Origin of the sequence: Propionivibrio sp. (assembly GCF_017995515.1) — a bacterium.
Taxonomy (GTDB): domain Bacteria; phylum Pseudomonadota; class Gammaproteobacteria; order Burkholderiales; family Rhodocyclaceae; genus Propionivibrio.
Window position 1 is genome coordinate 1 of the sequence record NZ_JAGOIT010000007.1, and the last position, 20289, is coordinate 20289.

Annotated in this window: 17 protein-coding genes; 16 read left to right on the plus strand and 1 reads right to left on the minus strand. The window is 60.7% G+C overall.

Annotated features, from left to right (window positions below; translation table 11 throughout):
• Window positions 1-223: 223 nt before the first annotated feature.
• The 5 genes from KBA32_RS02035 (at window position 224) to KBA32_RS02055 (ending at window position 6234) form a co-directional block, all read left to right on the plus strand.
• Entirely contained in the window at window positions 224-1135 is a 912-nt protein-coding gene (locus KBA32_RS02035) for a sensor histidine kinase (protein WP_294354546.1), read from the plus strand.
• A gap of 4 nt (window positions 1136-1139) precedes the next feature.
• A complete protein-coding gene (locus tag KBA32_RS02040; protein WP_294354548.1) occupies window positions 1140-2585 on the plus strand; it encodes a hypothetical protein in 1446 nt (481 codons plus the stop codon).
• Between the two features lie 109 nt (window positions 2586-2694).
• The gene (locus KBA32_RS02045) at window positions 2695-4212 is read left to right on the plus strand and encodes a sugar ABC transporter ATP-binding protein (protein ID WP_294354551.1); all 1518 of its coding nucleotides are present in this window, start codon (window positions 2695-2697) and stop codon (window positions 4210-4212) included.
• 23 nt (window positions 4213-4235) lie between these two features.
• Window positions 4236-5231, plus strand: a complete 996-nt coding sequence (locus KBA32_RS02050; RefSeq protein WP_294354553.1) for an ABC transporter permease — start codon at window positions 4236-4238, stop codon at window positions 5229-5231.
• 85 nt (window positions 5232-5316) lie between these two features.
• Window positions 5317-6234 carry a substrate-binding domain-containing protein gene (locus KBA32_RS02055; protein ID WP_294354557.1) on the plus strand — a complete coding sequence of 306 codons (918 nt, stop codon included), beginning with the start codon at window positions 5317-5319 and terminating at the stop codon, window positions 6232-6234.
• A 120-nt stretch (window positions 6235-6354) separates the two neighbouring features.
• Here the strand turns inward: KBA32_RS02055 and dhaL are convergent, their stop codons facing one another.
• Window positions 6355-8121, minus strand: a complete 1767-nt coding sequence (gene dhaL, locus KBA32_RS02060; protein ID WP_294354560.1) for a dihydroxyacetone kinase subunit DhaL — start codon at window positions 8119-8121, stop codon at window positions 6355-6357.
• 375 nt (window positions 8122-8496) lie between these two features.
• On the opposite strand from dhaL, the gene rpiB reads away from it, so the two are divergent.
• From rpiB to KBA32_RS02115, 11 genes are all read left to right on the plus strand, one after another.
• Entirely contained in the window at window positions 8497-8943 is a 447-nt protein-coding gene (rpiB, locus tag KBA32_RS02065) for a ribose 5-phosphate isomerase B (protein WP_294354565.1), read from the plus strand.
• A gap of 150 nt (window positions 8944-9093) precedes the next feature.
• On the plus strand, window positions 9094-9267 hold the full coding sequence (locus tag KBA32_RS02070; RefSeq protein ID WP_294354566.1) for a hypothetical protein: 174 nt from the start codon (window positions 9094-9096) through the stop codon (window positions 9265-9267).
• Window positions 9268-9297: 30 nt separating this feature from the next.
• Window positions 9298-10182: a zinc-binding dehydrogenase gene (locus tag KBA32_RS02075; protein WP_294354712.1), complete on the plus strand. Its 885-nt coding sequence runs from the start codon at window positions 9298-9300 to the stop codon at window positions 10180-10182.
• A gap of 194 nt (window positions 10183-10376) precedes the next feature.
• A complete protein-coding gene (locus KBA32_RS02080; RefSeq protein WP_294354569.1) occupies window positions 10377-11036 on the plus strand; it encodes a DUF2291 family protein in 660 nt (219 codons plus the stop codon).
• On the plus strand, window positions 11033-12568 hold the full coding sequence (locus KBA32_RS02085; protein WP_294354572.1) for a sugar ABC transporter ATP-binding protein: 1536 nt from the start codon (window positions 11033-11035) through the stop codon (window positions 12566-12568). Before KBA32_RS02080 ends, KBA32_RS02085 begins: the two co-directional genes overlap by 4 nt.
• Before the next feature lie 23 nt (window positions 12569-12591).
• Window positions 12592-13701 (plus strand): ABC transporter permease, encoded by a 1110-nt coding sequence (locus KBA32_RS02090; protein WP_294354577.1) that lies wholly within the window; start codon window positions 12592-12594, stop codon window positions 13699-13701.
• 58 nt (window positions 13702-13759) lie between these two features.
• Window positions 13760-14713: a D-ribose ABC transporter substrate-binding protein gene (locus KBA32_RS02095; protein ID WP_294354580.1), complete on the plus strand. Its 954-nt coding sequence runs from the start codon at window positions 13760-13762 to the stop codon at window positions 14711-14713.
• A gap of 293 nt (window positions 14714-15006) precedes the next feature.
• Window positions 15007-15957 (plus strand): methyl-accepting chemotaxis protein, encoded by a 951-nt coding sequence (locus tag KBA32_RS02100; protein WP_294354583.1) that lies wholly within the window; start codon window positions 15007-15009, stop codon window positions 15955-15957.
• A gap of 146 nt (window positions 15958-16103) precedes the next feature.
• The gene (locus KBA32_RS02105) at window positions 16104-17081 is read left to right on the plus strand and encodes a sugar-binding transcriptional regulator (protein WP_294354586.1); all 978 of its coding nucleotides are present in this window, start codon (window positions 16104-16106) and stop codon (window positions 17079-17081) included.
• 169 nt (window positions 17082-17250) lie between these two features.
• Window positions 17251-17661, plus strand: coding sequence for a thioredoxin family protein (locus KBA32_RS02110; RefSeq protein WP_294354589.1), 411 nt, complete (start codon window positions 17251-17253; stop codon window positions 17659-17661).
• Window positions 17662-17665: 4 nt separating this feature from the next.
• Window positions 17666-20197, plus strand: a complete 2532-nt coding sequence (locus KBA32_RS02115) for an ATP-binding protein (RefSeq protein ID WP_294354593.1) — start codon at window positions 17666-17668, stop codon at window positions 20195-20197.
• Window positions 20198-20289 lie beyond the last annotated feature (92 nt).

Genomic DNA, 20289 nt, shown 5'->3' on the forward strand with positions numbered 1-20289 from the left:
TAACCTGCGCCACCGGCGCCGTCCGCTTGCGCTGCAAGCCCTCCAACTCGTCCCGCTCCAATTCACTCAGATTCATCTTTCCCATGCCCCCTATATGGGGTGCAATTTCATTGATTCAATGGACTAGCGAGACTGTGCTGCGATGTTTGACGAACGCTGGGGACTAATCAGGCGCTTGTTGTTCTGTCTCGGTTGCTATGCGCTGCTCGGGGTGGCGTTCTACATGAATGACGTTTTCGGTGGCAGGTCGGCTGGATTGTTGCTGATCGTGTTCTCGGTCAACACGTTTTATCTCTATCGTTCGATCATTGCGCCGTTGCGCGAGATCGAAGCACTGTACCTGCGATTCAACCGCGGTTACGACTCCAAAGCGATCTTCAGCAAGCCGGTCTTCTTCACCTCGGCCGAGAAGCTGTCGTTGGCGAAGATCGGCCATTTGCTCGACAACCAGGAAGTCAACCGCCTCTCGAACCGGCAAGCGCAGTATCTGGCGCTACAGAACCAGATCAACCCGCACTTCCTTTACAACACGCTGGAAGCGATTCGCGGCGATGCGCTGTCGGTGGGAATGCGGGATATCGCGACGATCACCGAGGCCTTGGCCACCTTCTTCCGCTACACGATCTCGAACATGGACAACCTGGTGTCGCTTGAAGAAGAGTTGGGCAACGCCGAGAACTACTTCGCGATCCAGAATTACCGGTTCGGCGAGCGGATCAGCATGCAGGTGACGCTTGAGGCAGGCAGCGAGGCAGCCGTGGACTTCATGATTCCGAAACTGACGCTGCAGCCGATCATTGAGAACGCGATCATTCATGGCCTGGAGGGGCAGGTGGGGCCGGGACAAGTTTCGGTCGATATCGCAACCGATGGCAGTCGCCTGTTGATCGACGTGAAGGACGACGGCATCGGCATGAGCGAAGAAGTGCTTGAAGAGCTCGGTCGGCGGTTGGTGTCTCCGGAGGCTGCGTCCGGCCGAGACGAAAAGCATCGCGGTGGAATCGCTCTCGCGAACGTTAACAACCGGATCAAGTTGCTCTTTGGCGAGCAGTACGGACTTCGTGTTTCCAGCATCGAAGGCATGGGCACCACGGTCGAAATCCAGCTGCCCGTGAAGCGACGCGCGGACGTTTGAGCGCATGCGGCGCGAACTGCTCCGGATGGAGAGCGTTTCGCTCGGCGAGCACGGGCAGAAATCGCTGGACGATTTCAGCCTGGTTCTCAACGCTGGCGAAATCCTGGGCGTGTTCTCGACCCACGCGGCCGTGAAGGACGATCTGGTTCGCCTGATCGCCGGCCAGATCGGCGCCGTCGCCGGACGCATGTACCTGTCGGGCGAACCGAGCCCATTCGAGGAGAGCAATCTCCATCGACGGCGCAAGGTCGGCGTCATTCATTCCGCGCGGACCTTGATCGACGTGCTGAGCGTTTCAGAGAACATCTTCGTCATCCGCAAAGGCGTCAAGGCGGGTGTCATCGACCATGCGCTGCTGGATATCCAGGCACGCCAGCTGATCGACGAATTCGGGATGTCGATCGCCCCCGAGACTCTGGCGCGAAACCTCTCGGACGTCGACCGGTGTTGCCTCGAAGTGCTCAAGGCGATTGCGCTCGGCGCGCAGATCGTCGTCTTCAAGGATCTTGCGAGCTTTCTGCCGGATTCGAGCATCGAGAAACTGCTCGAATTCGCTGCCCGCCTCAAGACGCGCGGTATCGGTCTTCTCATGGTCGAGAGTTCGGTCGGGACGCTTTCCCGCTACGCCGAGCGCGTGGTAGTGATCAAGAACGGTCGCAATTTCTGGACCTTCGCGGGCGGAACGTTCAGTGATGAGGCGCTGAAGACCTGCTTTGCCAGAAAGCGCGATACCACGCATCCGGAAGATTGGTGGTCAGCAGCCGGGGAAGGCTACGCGCTCCCCGAGGTTCTCGTTTTTGACCAGGTGAGTTCCGGCGTTCTCGACGACCTCAGCTTCTCGCTCGTGCAGGGCGAAGAGCTTTGCATCCTGGACCAGGCGGGGAAAGGGATCGAGGAAATTCGCGCCCTGCTCAGCGGTGAGCATCGACCGCTCCGCGGACGCATTCTCGCGAACGGCGTTGAATTTGCCGCGTGCAACGCCTGGCAGGCGCTCGATCAGAAGGTCGCATTCATCGCGGAAAACCCGGCCGACAGCATGATCTTTCGCGATCTGTCCGCGATCGAGAACCTCTGCTTGCCGTCCAGCCGCAAAGCCAGCGGATTCTGGCTCAATCCAACGTACGTGAGCAGTTGCCTGAAGGAATACAGTCCCTTCTTCGACGCGGACGTGTTGAACAAATACCCTGACGAACTGAGCGCACAGGATCTGCACAAACTGGTTTACTGCCGCTGGCACCTGTACAAACCGGGCGTCGTGGTTTGCGTCAAGCCCTACAGTTCGGTCGACAAGACCCTGGAAGAAATCAGTGCGATCTTCATTGACCTGCTGCTCAGGAAAGGCATTGCCGTGCTCATTCTGACGTCGAGCGCGTCCGAGGCCGAAAGCGCACGCAGGAAAATTTCAATCAATCAGAAGAATGACCCCCTTCACCAAAAGAATGACCTTTGATTGGCAAAAATGCTGATGCTACGCTCGTCCCACAACTGAACGACAACCGTTTGAGGCCGTAGCGCCAACGCCGAAGGCCGAAAATCGGGATGTCAAGGAGAGGGGAAACGTGGAGAAGTATCTGCTGGAATTGTCGGGGATCAGCAAGTCATTTCCCGGTGTAAAAGCGCTTGACGATGTCAGCTTCAGTCTCAAGGCGGGCGAAGTGCACGCCCTGCTCGGCGAGAATGGAGCGGGCAAATCGACGCTAATGAAGATCATCAGCGGCATCTACCAGCGCGATTCGGGGAGCTACCGCCTCGAAGGTCACGAAATCGACGAGTTGACGCCGAAGAAGGCGCAGGAGCTCGGGATCGCCATCATCCACCAGGAACTGAACATGTGCACCGACCTGACGGTCGCCGAGAACATGTTCCTCGGCCGCGAGGCGCATGCGCGCGGTGTCATCCGCCAGCGCGAGATGGATCGGCAGGCCGCCGAAATCCTGCGTAAGCTGAAGATCGATATCGATCCCCGCACCGTGGTCAAGAAGTTGCCGGTGTCCAAGCAGCAGATGGTCGAGATCGCCAAGGCGCTGTCGACCAACGCGCGCATCCTGATCATGGACGAGCCAACGTCGGCGCTGACCGAGCGCGAGATCGCCGAATTGTTCCGCATCGTGCGGGATCTGCGCGACCACGGTTGCGCCATCGTTTATATCTCGCACCGGCTCGACGAGCTCAAGGAAATCACCGATCGCGTTTCGATCTTCCGCGACGGGCGCTATGTCGCCACGCGCAACTTCGCCGAAACGACGCTCGACGAGATCATCGCCATGATGGTCGGCCGCGAGATCAAGGAGAAATTCCCGCATATCCCGGTCGCCAAGGGGAAGAAGATCCTCGAAGTTACCCACCTCGACTCGGGCATGGTCAAGGACGTGTCGTTCGACCTGTACGCCGGCGAGATCATCGGGCTGTCCGGGCTGATGGGCGCCGGGCGGACCGAACTGGTGCGCGCGATCTTCGGCGCCGATCCGATCGAGCGCGGTACGATCAGGCTCGACGGCGAGGTCATCCACGTCCGCCATCCGCTCGACGCCATCGAGCACGGCATCGTGCTCGGGCCGGAAGATCGCAAGAAGCAGGGTTTGTGCACCGAGTTGTCGATCCGCGAGAACGTCGGCCTGGCCAACCTCGACCGCATCTGCAACCGCTGGGGCGTCGTGCGCAGCGGCGTCGAGAAGGAGCTGTCGCGCCGCGCCATCCAGGATCTGCACATCAAGACGCCGTCCGGCGAACAGACGGCCAAAAATCTGTCCGGCGGCAATCAGCAAAAAGTCGTGCTCGGCAAATGGCTGGTGCGCGACGCGCGCGTTGTCATCTTCGACGAGCCGACGCGCGGTATCGATGTCGCTTCCAAGGTCGAAATCTACTCGATCATGAACGAGCTGAAGTCACGCGGCATCGGCGTGCTCTTCGTGTCGTCCGAGATGCCGGAAGTGATGGGCATGAGCGACCGCATCCTCGTCATGTGCAACGGCCGGATTACCGGGAACCTCGTTTCGAAGGAGGCGACGCAGGATGAAATCCTCCGCTATGCGACGCAGTACAACGTGCAATCCGACGTTGCAGCGTTGAATCAGTAACCGATAACTAAAGACAGACTCACATGAAAAACAACTACTTCAAAGAGATTCTGGCCATCAGGGGCATGGGTCAGGTCATTTCGGTCACGGCGGCCCTGTGCGTGATGAGCATCGTATTCGGCATCATCAATCCGTCGTTCTTCTCGGGCGAGAATACGACCAACCTCCTGCGTCAGGTGGTACCGATCATGATCATCGGCATCGGCCAGTCGTTCGTGATGATTACCGGCGGCATCGATCTCTCGATCGGTTCCGTCGCCGGCATGTCGAGCATGATTTCGGCGACCCTGATGACTAAAGGCGGGATGGATCCGTGGGTTGCCAGTGGCGTCACCCTCGCCGCGTGCTGTCTCGTCGGCCTGGTCAACGGCCTGCTGGTTTCGCTGACCAAGCTGCCGGCCTTCATCGCCACGCTCGGAACGATGATCATTGCGCGCGGCATCGCCCAGCTTGCGAACGGCAATATGAATACCGACGGCATCCCGGAAGCCGCCGATGGCTTCAAGAGCATTTTCTACTACGGCGATACGCTCGGCCTGTACAACCCGATCTGGATCGGCATCGCGCTGTTTCTCGTCTTTGCCTTCATCCTCGGCAAGACCTGCACCGGCCGCCACACGTATGCCATCGGCAGCAACTACGAGGCGGCGAAGCTCTCGGGTGTCAACGTGGTCGTCGCCGAGACCAAGGTGTACGTGTTCAGCTCGTTCCTTGCCGGCATCGTCGGCCTGATGCTCACGGCGCAGAGCGGCATGGGGACGATGAACGCCGGTATGTCCTACGAATTGAACGCGGTGGCCGCGTCGGTCATCGGCGGCGTCAGCACGATGGGTGGCCAGGGGCTGCTCTTCGGCACCGTCATCGGCTCGTTCATCTGGGGCGTGTTGAACAATGGCCTGCAGTTCGCCGGTGCGCCGCTCGCATTGCGCAATCTGGTGATCGGCGTCGTCGTCATCATCTCGGTGCTGATCGACCGCATCGCCCGCGGCGGGAAATTCAGCTTCCTCAAGAAGCGCTAACGATTGCTTCGTACCGTATTCAGGAATTCATGCCCACCAGGGCAATGACCAGGCGTAGTTCTCATAAACAGTGGAGGTAGTGACAATGAAGAAAGCACTCAAAGTTCTGACGATGGCAACGATGGCGGCGGTTTCCCTGTCGGTCGTCGCGCCGGCGGCATCGGCTGCGGACGCAAAAGGCAAGACGGTCTATTTGATCACGATGGACAAGATGGACCAGCACTGGGTCAAGGTTGACGAAGGTGCCAAGACGATGGCTGCGGCCGTCGGCCTGAAGTACAAGTGGGATGCGCCGGACGTCAAGGACAATGCCAAACAGATCGAGGCGGTGAACAACGCCGTCGCCGACAAGGCCAACCTGATTCTGCTCGCCGCCAACGATCCGAAGGCGATCAGCGCCGCCGTGAAGAACGCGCAGAGCAAGGGCGTCAAGATCATCTACGTGGACTCGGGCGCGGAAGTGCCGGCGATCGCCACGCTGTCGACCAACAACTTCCAGGCCGGCGCGCTGGCGGGCAAGACGATGATCGACGAGCTCAAGGCGGCGGGCAAGTCGGCCGGCAAGATCGGTATCGTCAGCGTCAACACGGCGACCAACTCGACGATGGAGCGTGAAAACGGCTTCCGTGGCGTCGTCAGCGCTGCCGGTTACACGATCCTGACCACAGAGTACAAGGACGGCGACGCCGCCGCCTCGCAGGAAGCCGCCACCGGCTTCATCTCCGGCAACGGCGACCTCGTCGGCCTCTATGGCGCGAATGAAGGTTCGACCGTCGGCGTCGGCAACGCGATCAAGGCTTCCGGCAAGCCGATCGTCGGTATCGGCTTCGACAAGTCCGACGCGATCCTTGGCCTCCTGAAGAGTGGCGCATTGAAGGCCGCGATGGCGCAGAACCCCTATACGATGGGCTACCTCGGTGTCGCCCAAGCCTACGCTGCGCTGGCCGATCTGAGCACCGGTCCGGCCGTCATCGACACAGGCGTTTCCGTGCTGAGAAAGTAATACACCGCACTAAACAAGAAGCCGGGTGTCCGCAAGGGTACCCGGCTTCTTTGTTCACAAAAAAACACGACCGCATGCAGCGCATGACGGTCGCGAAGAGGAGGACTGCAATCCGCGTTGTTACTTGGCGAGGTGCCGCTGCAGCGAGTTGCTGATCGACTGCAGGATCAGGAAGCAGGACGTGGCGCCGGCATCGAGCACGCCGATCGAGCGTGGCCCGAGGCGAGCCGAACGGCCGATGCGCGCCTGCAGATCCTTCGTCGAATTCTTGCCGGCTTCGGCCGCGACGCTCATCGCCTTCAAGGCATCGGCAAAGCTCGAGCCCGCACCGACGGCCTCGGTGTAGGCGTTGAGCGCCGGCACCATCGTATCGATCAGCGTCTTGTCGCCAACCTTGGCGTTGCCCATGCCCTGCACGTTGGAGACGGCGGCGGCGAGCGCTTCGCCGAACAGCTTGGCGTCCATCTCGGGATACGCCTCCAGCATATTGACGAAGCCGAGGAAGAAGTTGCCGTAGAGCGGGCCCATCGAACCACCGATGTCGTCCATCAACGCTTGCGAAAGCTGTTCGAACGCCTTGGGCAGTTCATTGGCTGCGGCACCGAGCGCGTCGAGACGCGTGCCGCAGCCGGTGAAGCCCTTGCTCATGTTGATGCCGTGGTCGCCGTCGCCGATCAGTCCGTCGATTTCCGAGAGGAAGGCGCGGTTGCTGTTGATCGTCGTGATCAGATCGCGCACCACGTCACCTGCCGTCGCCATCGCCACCGTCGGACCGCTGATCGTACGCGGTGCGGCGGCCGTCTTGGCTGCGGGGGCTGCCGCAGCAGCCGTCTTGGCGGCGCCTTCGAGCGAGCCGCTGTAGCTGCGTCCGGCCGAAGCGTTGCCGGCAACGTTGATGCCGACACAATCGCAAGGCGCTTTCAGGCAGGCTTCGAGTTCGTCGTCGACCTTCATCATCGTCAGCGTCACGCCCATCATCTCGAGCGAGGTGAAGAGGTTGCCGACCTTGTTGAAGACGACGGTGATGCCGTGTGCTTCCAGGCGCTTGGCGAGTTCGCCGTAGAGGATGTAAAGCTCCATGATCGGCGTGGCGCCCAGGCCGGAGACGAGGAGCGCGACGCGGTCACCCTTTCCGAAGGGGAGGTCCGGCAGGACCACCTTGAGCATGAGTTCGGCCATTTCAGCCGCGCTGACCGTGGTGCGCACGTCGATGCCCGGCTCACCGTGGTGGCCGATACCGACTTCCATCTTGCCGTTTTCGATCGTGAAGTTGGCGTGGCCGACGGCCGGGATGATGCAGGCGGAGAGGCCAATGCCGATGCTGCGCGTGTTGTTGATCGCTTTCTGTGCGGCGGCGATGACTTCGTCGAGCGAGCCGCCCATCGCGGCCTTGGCGGCACCGACCTTCCACATCAGGATTTCACCGGCCACACCGCGGCGCTTGGCTTCGTCACCCTTCGGGGCGGACGGGACGTCGTCGTTGGCGACGACGGTCTTGACCGTGATGCCTTCGCGTTCGGCCATCGAGATGGCCATCTTCACGTTCATGTTGTCGCCGGCGTAGTTGCCGTACAGACAGGCGACACCGGCACCGCCGTTGGCGGCGCGCATGGCGTCGAGGAAGCTCTTGGCGGTCGGTGAGGAGAAGATCTCGCCGATGGCGACCGCGTCGACCATACCGTCGCCGACGTAGCCGAGGAAGGCGGGTTCGTGGCCCGAGCCGCCGCCGGTGACGACGCCCACCTTGCCGGCTTCGGGGGCGCGTGCGCGTTTGACCACGCGTGAATTGTCGGTGGCGACGACCGTGTCGGCGTGCGCTACCAGCCAGCCTTTGAGCATGTCCTCAACCACGAGGTCTGCGTTGTTGATGATTCTGTTCATAGTCATAGTGAGTTTTCCCAGAAGTGATTGGGGGTGAAAGGTGGGTTGGTCTTGAAATTCACTCTGTCAGCGCGTATCCCTTGCTGGCTGCCTGAGCATCATAGTCACGAATGAGCAAATGATCAATAGCGTATCTCGTGGAAAATTTGTCCTATTTGGCTGTTCATCTGCCACTTTTAGTGCATACCCACTGGTTATCAAGGGGTGCTTGGCGGAAATGAGTCAAAATGCCGTGATCAGTATTGTCGCTCGAAGCTAATTGCGAGAACAAACGATCACGCGGTTGACATTTGGTAAATTGATCACCAGAATTGCTGCACCGATGACAGAGCAAATGTTCTGTCGTAACACTTCTGATCATTTGAAGAGTGTGTGTAGATCATGAAAATTGCGATTGGTTGTGACGAAGCTGCCTGCGGACTCCGCGACATCATCAAGGCGCACCTGGTGGCGCAGGGCCATGAGGTGAACGACTTTGGCACTTTTGATAACAAGCCCGTGTTGTATCCGGACGTCGGGTTCAAGGTCGCCGAGGCGATCATTGCCGGTCAGTTCGAGCGGGGCATCCTGCTCTGTGGTACAGGGATCGGCATGGCCATCTCGGCGAACAAGGTGCCGGGTATCCGGGCGGCGCAATGTCACGACACCTTCTCGGCCGAACGCGCCAGCCGCAGCAACAACGCGCAGATCATCACCCTGGGTGCCCGCGTGATCGGCCCCGAGCTGGCGAAAGTGATCGTTGATCGCTATCTGCAGTCCACCTTCGACGGCGGCAGCTCGGCGGCCAAGGTCGAACGGATTGCCGCCTACGAGAAGAAGGGCCGCTGACCGAGCCCTCGCGGTCCGGCGGGGTACCTGGTACTCATCCAGGAAGTCTGCGAGCACGGGCGTGGCTTGCCGAGCGCAGCAGATCAAAAGTTTTCAGTTTTACCGTGGCGCACCTGGCGTCGATTGCAATTAACCATGAGGAGGTTTTCTGTGAAATATCATGACGAAGAAATGTTGGCCGTTGTTTGCCGCGCCCCGCACGACTACAAGCTTGAGAACGTAAAGCGCCCGGCCGCCGGCCCGAATGAAGTGATCATCAAGATCATGTCGTGCGGCATCTGCGCCGGCGACTGCAAGGGCTTTGCCGGTGCGCCGCGCTTCTGAGGCGACAAGGAAGCCGGCCGTCCGTCGTACATCAAGGCGCCGGTGATCTCCGGCCACGAGTTCTGGGGCGTCGTCTGCGAACTCGGCGAAGGCGCTGCCGAATACCACAACGTAAAGATGGGCGACCGCGTCGTCGCCGAGCAGATCGTTCCCTGTGGTCGCTGCCACTACTGCCGCACCGGCCACCACTGGATGTGCGAAGTGCATGACGTCTATGGCTTCCAGAAGGAAGTCGCCGACGGCGGCATGGCCGAATACATGCGCCTCTCGGCACGCGCCATCATCCACAAGATCCCCGAAACCGTGTCGTTTGAAGACGCCGCCGTCATCGAGCCGCTGTCCTGTTCGATCCACGCCGTCAATCGCGGCGACATCCAGTTCTCCGACGTCGTCGTCATCGCCGGCGCTGGTCCGCTTGGACTGTTCATGGTTCAAGCCGCCAAGCTGAAGACGCCGAAGTGCCTGGTCGTCATCGACATGGCCGACGACCGCCTCGAACTGTCCAAGCAATTCGGCGCCGACGTGGTGATCAATCCCTCGCGCGAAGACTCGGTGAAGATCGTCAAGGAAATGACCGGCGGCTACGGCTGCGACGTGTATATCGAAGCAACCGGCCATCCGAGCGGCGTGACCGCCGGCCTGCAGATGATCCGCAAGCTCGGTCGCTTCGTCGAGTTCTCAGTCTTCGGCCACGAGACGACGGTCGACTGGTCGATCATCGGCGAAGAGAAGCACCTCGACATGCGCGGTGCGCACCTCTCGGGTTACTGCTACCCGGTTGCGATCGACCTCCTGAACCGCGGCTTGTGCACCTCGAAGGGCGTCGTTACTCACAGCTACAAGCTGTCCGAGTGGGACGAGGCGCTGAAGGTCGCGCAGTCGATGGAATCGATCAAGGTCTTGCTGAAGCCCTGATGTAAGGCGGGCCGGCGCGATTTGCAGGGAGCGCGCCGGCTCGATCGAAGTTGCCGAAGTTGATACCCAAACGAAACAGTACCTACAAAAGTTCTGAAGGAGGCATCGCGAATGAGATACCCAGTCGCCCAATGGGAGGTGTGTGCAGCCGCTGAACAGCGCGCGCCATTGCCCAAATCAGAAGGACGTCGCTCATGAGCGCAAAAAAAACTGTGACAGCTAAGACGGCAGGCCAGCGTGGCGCTTCGCGCGTCCGCCAGCTCGTGTGGTTGGCAGTCGGCGCCGTCGTGTTGGTCGCGGCATCGATGGGTACCAAGGTGGTGCCGCTCGAACAGGTTAAATCCGACGTGTTTTCGCCGGCCGAGTACGGGAAGAAAGACTTCCCGCGCATCCAGGGGCTGATCGAGAAGGCGGCAGTCGATGCCAAGGAACTGTCCGCGGCGATCGCAGCGGACAAGGCAGCGGCCGCCGAGAAATTCGGCAAGCCCGGCAGCGTCGGTCCGATCTTCCCGGTCAAGTTTACGGGCGTTGTCGGCGAAGGCTCGAGCGGCGTGTTCAAGGTCAAGGTCGAAGGAATGCCGGAAGGCACGACGATTCGCGTGCAAACCGGTCCGGCGATCAACGGAACAGAAGTACGTGATGCCACCGGCACCATCGATTTCGGCCAATTCACCAACCAGATCGAATATCAGGACGCGGGTTCGGCGCTGAACAACGAGGTCAAGTCGCAGGTGATCGGCGAACTCGACCGTGAGAAGCTGCCGGGCAAGACCGTCGAGGTTGTCGGGGCGTTCCAGCTGATCAATCCGGCGAACTGGATGGTGACGCCAGTGCGCTTCAAGGTCGCGCCATGAGTGCCGCGCCCAACACCGCCGGCGTCAAGGGCGAGGCCGTGATGTCGGCGCGCAACGTCGCCAAGTTTTTCGGCAGCGTGCGCGCGCTGAATGGGGTGAATTTCGACATCCATCGCGGCGAAGTGACGACGCTGTTCGGCGAGAACGGTGCCGGTAAATCGACACTGATGAAGATCCTGGCCGGCATTCAACCGCCGACCTACGGCGAGATCATTCTGGATGGAGAGCCGATCACTTTCGAATCCTCGACCGATGCGCGCAATCACGGCATCTCGATCATCCACCAGGAGCTGAGCCTCGCGCCGAATCTGTCGGTGCGCGACAACATCTTCATGGGGCGCGAGCTACGCACGCCGACCGGCGTTGATTTCGCCGAGGAAGCGCGGATCGCCCGCGAGCTGATGCTCGAACTCGAAGAAGATATTGATCCGCTGACACTGATCGAGGACCTGCGCCTCGGCCAGCAGCAGATCGTCGAAATCGCCCGTGCGCTGTCGGTCAACAGCCGCATCCTGATCATGGACGAGCCGACCTCGGCGCTTTCCGCGTCGGAAGTGGAAGTCCTGTTCAAGGTCATTCGCGATCTGAAGTCGCGCGGCGTGTCCATCGTCTATATCTCGCACCACCTGGAAGAGGCGCTGCAGATCACCGACCACGCGGTCGTCCTGCGCGACGGACACATGACGGCCAAGGCGCCGCGTTCCGAGATCGACCTCGAATGGATCGTGCGCAACATGGTCGGCGACAATTTCGACCTGGGCAGCCCGCCGACCGGCTACAAATTTGGCGATGTCGCTTTGTCGATCGAGGACGCGGTCGTTACCGAAGCTTCGGGTGCCAACGTTGTCGATCACATGTCGCTACAGGTTCGCGCCGGCGAGATTGTCTGCATCTACGGACTGATGGGCGCCGGACGCACCGAGTTGCTGGAAGCCGTGGCCGGCCGCGGCGAACTGGTCGAAGGTCGGGCCGTGCTCGAAGGCAAGGACATGGCCGGGCTGACCATCGCCGAGCGGATCGCTTCCGGCTTGTCGCTCGTGCCGGAGGATCGCCAGCGCGATGGGCTCGTGCAGACGATGTCGGTCGGCCAGAACCTGTCACTCGCCAGCATCGGCGCTTTCGTGCGCGGCCTTCTGACCTCGCCGAAGATCGAACAGGAGCTGGTCAACGAATCGATCAAGCGCGTCACGGTCAAGACGAGCGGCGGTGCGGCCGCCATCGGTTCCCTTTCGGGCGGAAATCAGCAGAAGGTCGTCATTGGCAAGATGTTGGCGACCAATCCGAAAGTCCTGCTGCTCGACGAGCCGAGCCGGGGGATCGACATCGGCGCCAAGGCCGAAGTCTTCCGCCTGATCGCCGAGCGGGCGAAACACGGGCTGGCCGTCATCTACTCGACGTCGGAAGTCGGCGAGTGCCTGAGCGTCGCTCACCGGATTATCGTGATGGCTCGTGGGCGGATCTCCGCCGAGTTCGGTCCCGATGTCAGCAAAGAACAGATCATGGCCGCCTCGGGCGAAGCCTTGGTTGCATGAAGTCACAATAGGAGGAGGTTCGCATGTCCGCAGCTAGCAAAGTCGCCCAGGGCGCATCAGGAAGTCCAGCCGCCGGTGGGGGCTTCGATATCGTGAAAATGCTTCTCGAAGGGAGAGCGTTCTTCGCGTTGGTCGTGATCGTGATCGTGTTTTCGATCCTGTCGCCGGTCTACTTTTCTACCGCCAACTTCTTGGTCATGGCGTCGCACGTTGCGATCTATGGCCTCTTGGCGATCGGCATGTTGCTCGTCATCCTGACGGGTGGCATCGATCTGTCGGTCGGTTCGACGCTCGGTCTGTGCGGCGTCGTCGCCGGCGCGCTGATGCAGGGGGTGACGCTCAAGATCTTCGGCACGGTCCTCTACCCTTCGGTGTGGGTCGTCGTTCTGCTGACCTGTGCGTTGGGCGCTTTCGTCGGCGCCGTCAATGGCGTGCTGATCGCCTACCTGAAGGTACCGGCCTTCGTCGCCACGCTCGGTGTGCTCTACGTCGCCCGCGGTGTCGCCCTGCTGATGACCAACGGTCTGACCTACAACGACCTCGGCGGCAAGGCGGAACTCGGCAATACCGGCTTCAACTGGCTGGGTTTCAACACCTTCTTCAACGTGCCGATCGGTGTCGTCGTCATGGCTGCGGTCGCCATCATCGCCACCATCCTGCTCAACCGGACGGCCCTCGGGCGCTGGATTTACTCCACCGGTGGCAACGCGCGCGCTGCTGATCTGTCGGGCGTTCCCGTCAAGTACACGACGATCACTGTCTATGTGCTGTCGGGTGTCTGCGCGGCCATCGCCGGCCTGGTCCTGTCCTCGCAGCTTACCTCCGCCGGTCCGACCGCGGGTGTGACCTACGAACTTACGGCGATTGCTGCCGTCGTCGTCGGCGGTGCGGCACTGACCGGCGGGCGCGGCAATGTGCGCGGCACGCTGCTCGGCGCCTTCGTCATCGGCTTCTTGTCCGACGGTCTCGTCATCATCGGTGTGTCCGCCTACTGGCAGACCGTGTTCACCGGTGCCGTCATCGTACTCGCGGTGTTGCTGAACTCGATTCAGTACAGCAAACGCCCGAAAAACGCCCCCGCTGCGGGTGCGCCAACCCTTCCTCAGAAAGAGCCCGCAACCAAGCTCAACTGATGAACTACCCGCCGATCTTCGGCATGTGCAACGAAGCAACCCAGGAGGAGACGTAAAAATGTTTAAGACTACCCGCCGTAAACTGATTGCAGCTCTGGTGCTTACCCCTCTCATGGCCAGCGCAGCAATGGCCCAGGGCAAGGGTCTGATGACGATCATCGTCAATGATCCGGCCAACCCGTACTGGTTCACCGAAGGCAATGTTGCCAAGGCTACCGCCGAGAAAATGGGCTACACGGCAGTTGTCGGTGCACACACTGGCGATACGAACACCGAAAGCAAGCTGATCGATACGGCGATCACCAACAAGTCGGTTGCGATCCTGCTCGATCCGGCCAACGCCAGCGGCTCGGTCGGCGCGGTGCAGAAGGCGATCGCGGCCAACATCCCGGTCATCCTGATCAACGCCGAAATCAACAAGGAAGGCCTGGCCAAGGCGCAGCTCGTTTCGAACAACGCGCAGGGCGCTGCTCTTGGTGCACAGCAGTGGGTCAAGGCGATGGGCGAAAAGGGCAAGTACGTCGAGTTGATCGGTCTGCCGTCCGACAACAACGCCGCAACGCGTTCGAACGGCTTCAAGACGGTGCTCAGCCAGTACCCGGACCTGAACAAGGCTGCGGCTGAAGTTGCCAACTGGGACCGCACGCTGGGGCACAACAAGATGCAGTCGATGATGCAAGCCAACCCGGACATCAAGGGCGTGATCAGCGGCAACGACGAAATGGCGTTGGGCGCAATCGCGGCGTTGAAGAAGGCCGGCAAGCTGAAGGACGTCGTCGTCGGCGGTTTCGACGGCTCGCCTGACGCAGTTGCTGCCGTCAAGGCCGGCGAACTCGCCTACACGGTTCTCCAGCCGGTGGCCGTCTTTGCCGCCGAAGGCGTGAAGCAGGCTGACAACTTCATCCGCACGGGCAGCACCGGTGCGAAGACCGAGAAGCAACTGTTCGAGTGCATGCTGATTACCAAGGAAAACGTTGGCAAGTACTCGGCTCCGTTCGTTCTCGACAACTGAGAAGCACGCAGTAAGTAGCTGTTGAAGGTCGTCGCCGCGCCGAAGTGGCGCGGCGACGTTACAGCCATCGATCCGGCACGAAGAAGTCTCAACTCCCGTTCGGGCTGAGCCTGTCGAAGTCCGCCCCCCCCCTTCGATAAGCTCAAGGCGAACGAACTTCAAACATTACCGCGCCGAATCAATAAGAGGGGCAGGCCTGGAACGGTTCGCCCTTTGGCGTGAGAACGGAGAGTCGGACTCGCGCGAGAACTTTCCGACCGCTCTGGAATGACTGGCTTGAGGATGGATCTGAAATGAAACTTACGATTTCGCGCCAGTTGTCCTTGATGGCTCTCGTCACCATCGCCATCCTGCCGGTGGTGGGGATTATCGGCAACCGCGTTGCCAGCTCGATCAACCCGGCGGTCGAGAACAGTGAAAAAATCATCGTCCCGACGGTCGAATCGATCGGAACGATGCGTCTTGCTTTCCTGGATATTCAAGTGGCCGTGCCCGGCCATATCGCCGCTTATAACGAGGGTGAAAAGAAAGAACTCGACGCGCGTATCACCGCGTCACAGCAGACTTTTGCGACGACACTGGCTGACTACGAGAAGATCGCGGCGAGCAGCGGGCAAAAGAATGGCGAAAGCGTTGTCGTCAAGACAGTCGAGGACATTGACGCGATCGCCTTGTCGGTGTCGTCATCGGCGGAACTGATCAATCGTCTCGAAACGCAGAGTCGCGAAATCGCCTCGGTCGTCAACGTGATCAAGGAAGTCGCCGACCAGACCAACCTCCTGGCCTTGAATGCCGCCATCGAGGCGGCGCGTGCCGGCGAACAGGGGCGGGGGTTTGCCGTGGTCGCCGATGAAGTGCGCAAGCTCGCCGAGCGCACGGGCAATTCGACCCGTGAAATTACCGACACGATCGACGTGATGCGCGAAGGTGCGCAAGCGGCTTCGACGGCGATGATGAACGCTGTCGAGCAGGTGACGGCCAGCGTTTCGCGCGCGAGCGGTGCCTGCGACATGATCCGGAAGATCGGCGAAGGCTCGCGCGAGGCGGTTGGCATGGTCAGCGAAATCACCGACGCCATCCACGAACAGAGCGCATCGAGTACGTCGGTCGCGCAGTCGGTCGAACGCATCGCCCAGATGGCCGAGCAGAGTGCCGCCGCGGCGCAGGGTGGCGCCGATACGGCGCAGCAACTCAATACGCTGGCGCAGAAAATGCGGATGATCACCGACCAGTACAAACTCTGAAGGTCTCGGCGCTGGATCGGGGTTTTTCCCGGTGCGCGGCAGGAAAGTCGCGATTCGGTCGTGTACGGAAGCTATACTATTGGCCGCTATGGCGGCGTTGGCGACGGCGCAAGCGGGAGGTTAACGTCACTTGAGAGTCCCACGAAATGTATAAAGAAGAACTGGCCCGGATCGCAACGCTCTATTACATCGACGGGTTGACGCAAGAAGAACTGTCGCGCATGTTCTCGATTTCCCGCGCCACGGTGGGGCGTATGCTGCGTCGCGCATTGCAGGAAGGCATCGTCGAGATCCGCGTGCGTCCGAACAACGCCTATGCTGCGGACCTCGAGAAGGCGCTGGTCGAGCGCTTCGGCATCCAGCGCGCGCTGATTTCGGTCGATCACAAGGACCAGGACAAGCAACGCGAACTGCTCGCCGGTCTGGTTGCCAGCTACCTTGATCGCGAACTCGTCGACGGCTCGATCGTTGCCGTCGGCATGGGACGCAACGTCAGCGCGGTGTCGGAGCACGCGATGTCGGCGACGCAGCGGCAATGCACCTTCGTCAGCGCGATCGGCGGCTCCTATCGCGGCGGTCAGACGATGAACGCCGACCACATCGCCCGGCGCCTGGCTTCGCGCTTTGGCGGCGAGTGCGAGTCGCTCTACGCGCCGGCGCTCGTCGATGATCCGGAGTTCCGGCGCAAGCTGATCGAGAACGATACCGTGCGCCACACGCTGGACAAGGCGCGCCGCGCGGACATCGCTCTGATCGGCGTCGGTGACATGTCTGAGGACAGTAATATCGTGCGCATGGGCTGGTTCTCGACGCGCGAAATCGCCCAAGCGAAGATGGCCGGAACGGTCGGCGACGTCATGGGTTACGACTTCATCGACATTCGCGGAACGCCGTCGGCGCTAGCCATGCAGGGGCGCGTCATCGGCCTGAGCCTGCCGGATCTGAAGAAGATTCCCAACGTCATCGCGGTTGCCAGCGAACCGACGAAGGTTTCCGGCATTCTCGGTGCGCTCAACGCCGGGGTGGTCGACACCTTGGCGACGACGGCGAGCAACGCCATGTCGGTGCTTAATTTTGCCGAAGCCTTGCAAAGTTCAAACGCTTCCGAGGCCGCGGTTAACTGAGTTGCGGGGCGTGTGGGGCGCGTTCGCAGTCGGCTGTCCTGGGCGTTTGCGCTAAACTTGCAGCCGGTCGCCCCAAAGGTTTGTCGGTTCTTGCTGTCCGTCCGGTCTGGTGGGGTGTTTTCTCTCTCCTCCTCGTCGGCGTTGCCTACGCAGGCCATTGCGCGCTCTCATGGAAAAGCAACCGTCGGCTTCGGCAGAAACTGAACACACGGCAGCGGAGGCGTTCGCCGTCCATTGCCTTTGCGCAGAATGGTGCGGAACCTGTCGCGACTATCGTCCGGGCTTTCATGCATTGGCCGGTCAATTCCCCGGCGTGCGTTTCGTCTGGTTGGATATTGAGGAGCGTGCCGATGACTTGGGCGACCTCGATGTCGAGAATTTTCCGACGCTTCTGATCACGCGTGGTGACGTCGTTTTGTTCTTCGGCACGATGCTGCCGCACCTCGGGCATCTGCAACGGACGCTCGAAGTGTTTCTCGCGCATAGTCGGGAGGAGAGCCTCGTCTATGCCCACTCCGACAGCGAGCGCAGAACGTGGCAGGCGAATGAGGACTTGCGCTCTATTGCGCACCTGATGTGATGCAATGAGCGAGCGCGCCAGAATCCGCGAGATGCGCAGCCCGATCCCCAGCGTCCTGCTGGCGGTGGCGCTGGTCATCCTGACGGCGTTGCTCACGTACCAGCTCTGGCTGAGCTACTACGACCAGGTTCGGGCGGCGGAGGTCAGTACACGCAATCTGGCGTCGATCTTCGAGACCCGTCTCGACATGATCTTGCACCGCACCGACGCAGACCTGGTTGCGTTGGCCAAGGATATTCCGGTGGCGGCACTGGAGCAGAAGAGCGTTCCCATTTACGCGCGCGAGATTAACGCCAAGCTTGATAGCCGCTTGTTCAGCGTTGAAGAGATGGCCGGTTACCGCGTACATGACGCCAATGGCGAGACGCTGTACAGCTCCGACAGCGCACACACGCAACGCGTCAATATTTCCGATCGCACCTACTTCAAGGCGCTGCGCGAGAGTCCCGATCTTGGTCTGGTCTTCTCCGATGTGGTCACCGGGCGCAGTACCGGCAGGCAGATACTGGTCGTCGTGCGCGCATTGCGCGATGAGCAGGGAAAGTTCGCGGGTATCGTGCACGGCATGCTCGAGCTTGAGTACTACCGGAAGCAATTCCGGTTGCTCGACCTCGGCAAGGATGGCTTCGTCGCACTGCGGCGGAGCGACAACCACGCGTTGATCGTCCAGATTCCCGGCGTCGCCAGCGAGGTCAATCAGCGCCTGGGTTCCGATCATCCATTCGTGAAGGGCATCAAGCCGGGAGAGAGAGCGCTCAATCTGCATTTTGTGGACGCACTCGACGGCCGCTCGCGCATCGCCGGGATTCAGGTCGTGCCGGATTTCCCCTTCTATTTTGTCGTCGGCTTCGGCCGGAGCGACGTCCTGGCCGGCTGGCGCAGTCAGGTTGTCGTCGTGGCGCTGTCGACCCTGTTGCTCTTCGCGCTGGTCGGGGCGTTGATGCGGCGGCTCGGGCGGATGCGCGTGCGTGAGGCAGGCATTCTCGACAACCTGGCGCAAAGCGAGACGCAATTCAGCGAACTGGCTCAGCTTGTGCCCGTCGGTATCGCGCACTTTGATGCCGAAGGACGTTACACCTTCGTCAATAGCCGGCATCACGCACTCACCGGGCGCGGTGTAGAGGATTCTCTCGGCAAGAAGTGGTCGGAGTTCGTTCATCCGGGCGACCGGAAGAAGATCGCCGATGTCTGGGATCGGACGGTGGCCCCTGCTCACGCCTTTATTTGCGAATACCGCTTTGTCCGTCCTGATGGTCAGATCACCCATGTCATCGGCGAAGTGCGACCCGAAATCGACAGTACGGGCAAAGTCATCGGCTACATCGTCGCGCAGACCGATATCACCCAGCGCAAGCGCGCGGAAGCCGAACTTCTGGTGGCCAAGCAGCAAGCGGAAAGTGCCAATCTCGCCAAGACGCGTTTTCTTGCCGCGGCCAGCCATGATCTGCGTCAGCCGATCCAGGCGATCAATCTGTTTCGTGACGCCTTGGGTCGAACTGCCCTGGACGAAGAGCAGAAGACGATCTGCAATTTCCTCTCCATGTCGGTGCGCTCGCTCGGCGACCTGCTCTATTCGCTGCTCGACATCTCCAAGCTCGAAGCCGGCCTGGTCGTGCCGCAACTGGAAAGCGTATCGGTCGAAGATCTGCTCAAGGCGGTCGACGCCGAGTTTTCGCCGATGGCACAGCAGAAGAACCTGCGCTTCAAGCTGTTCTACCCGATCAAGGATCTTGTCTTGCAGACCGATCCGCGGTTGCTGTTGAGCATCTTGCGCAACCTCGTCGACAACGCGATCAAGTACTCGGAGGCGGGCGGTATTCTCGTCGGCGCACGACGCCGAGGGCGGGGAATGGTCATTCAGGTTTGGGATACCGGCATCGGCATCGGCGAGCAGTTCGGCGGCCAGATCTTTGATGAGTGTTTCCAGGTCGGAAACTCGGGCAAGGATCGCAGCAAAGGACTCGGGATCGGCTTGTCCATAGCCCGCCGCACGGCGAACCTGCTGACCGGCGAAGTTACCTACAGATCGCGCCCCGGCCGCGGTTCGGTGTTTGATATTTGTTTCTCCGAAGCAAGCGTCCGTTCTGCGCCGGACGGCGAAGAGGTGGAGTCAGTCGCCGCGAGGCCGGCGGAGGCTTCTTTCGAAGAATCGTCCAGCGTGAAAGGATGGTGTGTTGCGGTCATTGAAGACGATCCGGTCGTCGCCAAGTCCGTCGAGATCTCGCTGCAAACGTTGGGCGTGTCGGTGGACGTCTTCTTCAGTGCCGAAAGCGCCCTGAGTTGCCCAACGCTGTTGGGCGCCGATTTCTATATCTCCGATTTCAATCTGCCCGGCATCGATGGCGTCCAGTTTCTGGATCTCCTCCAGCGCGAATCGTCTCGCCCGATCCGAGCCGTGTTGATGACAGGCGAGACCGCGATGGACCAGCTCGAATTCGCCTCGCGTACGCGTTGGCCAGTCTTGTTCAAACCGGTCGGTCTGAGCAAGCTGCTGGCGTTGATGAGCGAAGCGGCGGATCTGCGCGAAGTGGTGTGACGAAGAGTGTTTGCTGTTTTGCCGGAGGTGTTCTCCGGCACGAGGGTTGGTGTTAGAGTGCCGCATTCCCAAAGTAACGAATGTTCTGATTT

What these genes read in the sequence shown, in the direction of transcription:
- KBA32_RS02035 (WP_294354546.1), top strand. Translation starts at nt 224, where the DNA reads ATGAATGACGTTTTCGGTGGCAGGTCGGCTGGATTGTTGCTGATCGTG.
- KBA32_RS02040 (WP_294354548.1), top strand. Translation starts at nt 1,140, where the DNA reads ATGCGGCGCGAACTGCTCCGGATGGAGAGCGTTTCGCTCGGCGAGCAC.
- KBA32_RS02050 (WP_294354553.1), top strand. Translation starts at nt 4,236, where the DNA reads ATGAAAAACAACTACTTCAAAGAGATTCTGGCCATCAGGGGCATGGGT.
- KBA32_RS02055 (WP_294354557.1), top strand. Translation starts at nt 5,317, where the DNA reads ATGAAGAAAGCACTCAAAGTTCTGACGATGGCAACGATGGCGGCGGTT.
- dhaL (WP_294354560.1), bottom strand. Translation starts at nt 8,121, where the DNA reads ATGACTATGAACAGAATCATCAACAACGCAGACCTCGTGGTTGAGGAC.
- rpiB (WP_294354565.1), top strand. Translation starts at nt 8,497, where the DNA reads ATGAAAATTGCGATTGGTTGTGACGAAGCTGCCTGCGGACTCCGCGAC.
- KBA32_RS02080 (WP_294354569.1), top strand. Translation starts at nt 10,377, where the DNA reads ATGAGCGCAAAAAAAACTGTGACAGCTAAGACGGCAGGCCAGCGTGGC.
- KBA32_RS02085 (WP_294354572.1), top strand. Translation starts at nt 11,033, where the DNA reads ATGAGTGCCGCGCCCAACACCGCCGGCGTCAAGGGCGAGGCCGTGATG.
- KBA32_RS02090 (WP_294354577.1), top strand. Translation starts at nt 12,592, where the DNA reads ATGTCCGCAGCTAGCAAAGTCGCCCAGGGCGCATCAGGAAGTCCAGCC.
- KBA32_RS02095 (WP_294354580.1), top strand. Translation starts at nt 13,760, where the DNA reads ATGTTTAAGACTACCCGCCGTAAACTGATTGCAGCTCTGGTGCTTACC.
- KBA32_RS02100 (WP_294354583.1), top strand. Translation starts at nt 15,007, where the DNA reads ATGAAACTTACGATTTCGCGCCAGTTGTCCTTGATGGCTCTCGTCACC.
- KBA32_RS02105 (WP_294354586.1), top strand. Translation starts at nt 16,104, where the DNA reads ATGTATAAAGAAGAACTGGCCCGGATCGCAACGCTCTATTACATCGAC.
- KBA32_RS02110 (WP_294354589.1), top strand. Translation starts at nt 17,251, where the DNA reads ATGGAAAAGCAACCGTCGGCTTCGGCAGAAACTGAACACACGGCAGCG.
- KBA32_RS02115 (WP_294354593.1), top strand. Translation starts at nt 17,666, where the DNA reads ATGAGCGAGCGCGCCAGAATCCGCGAGATGCGCAGCCCGATCCCCAGC.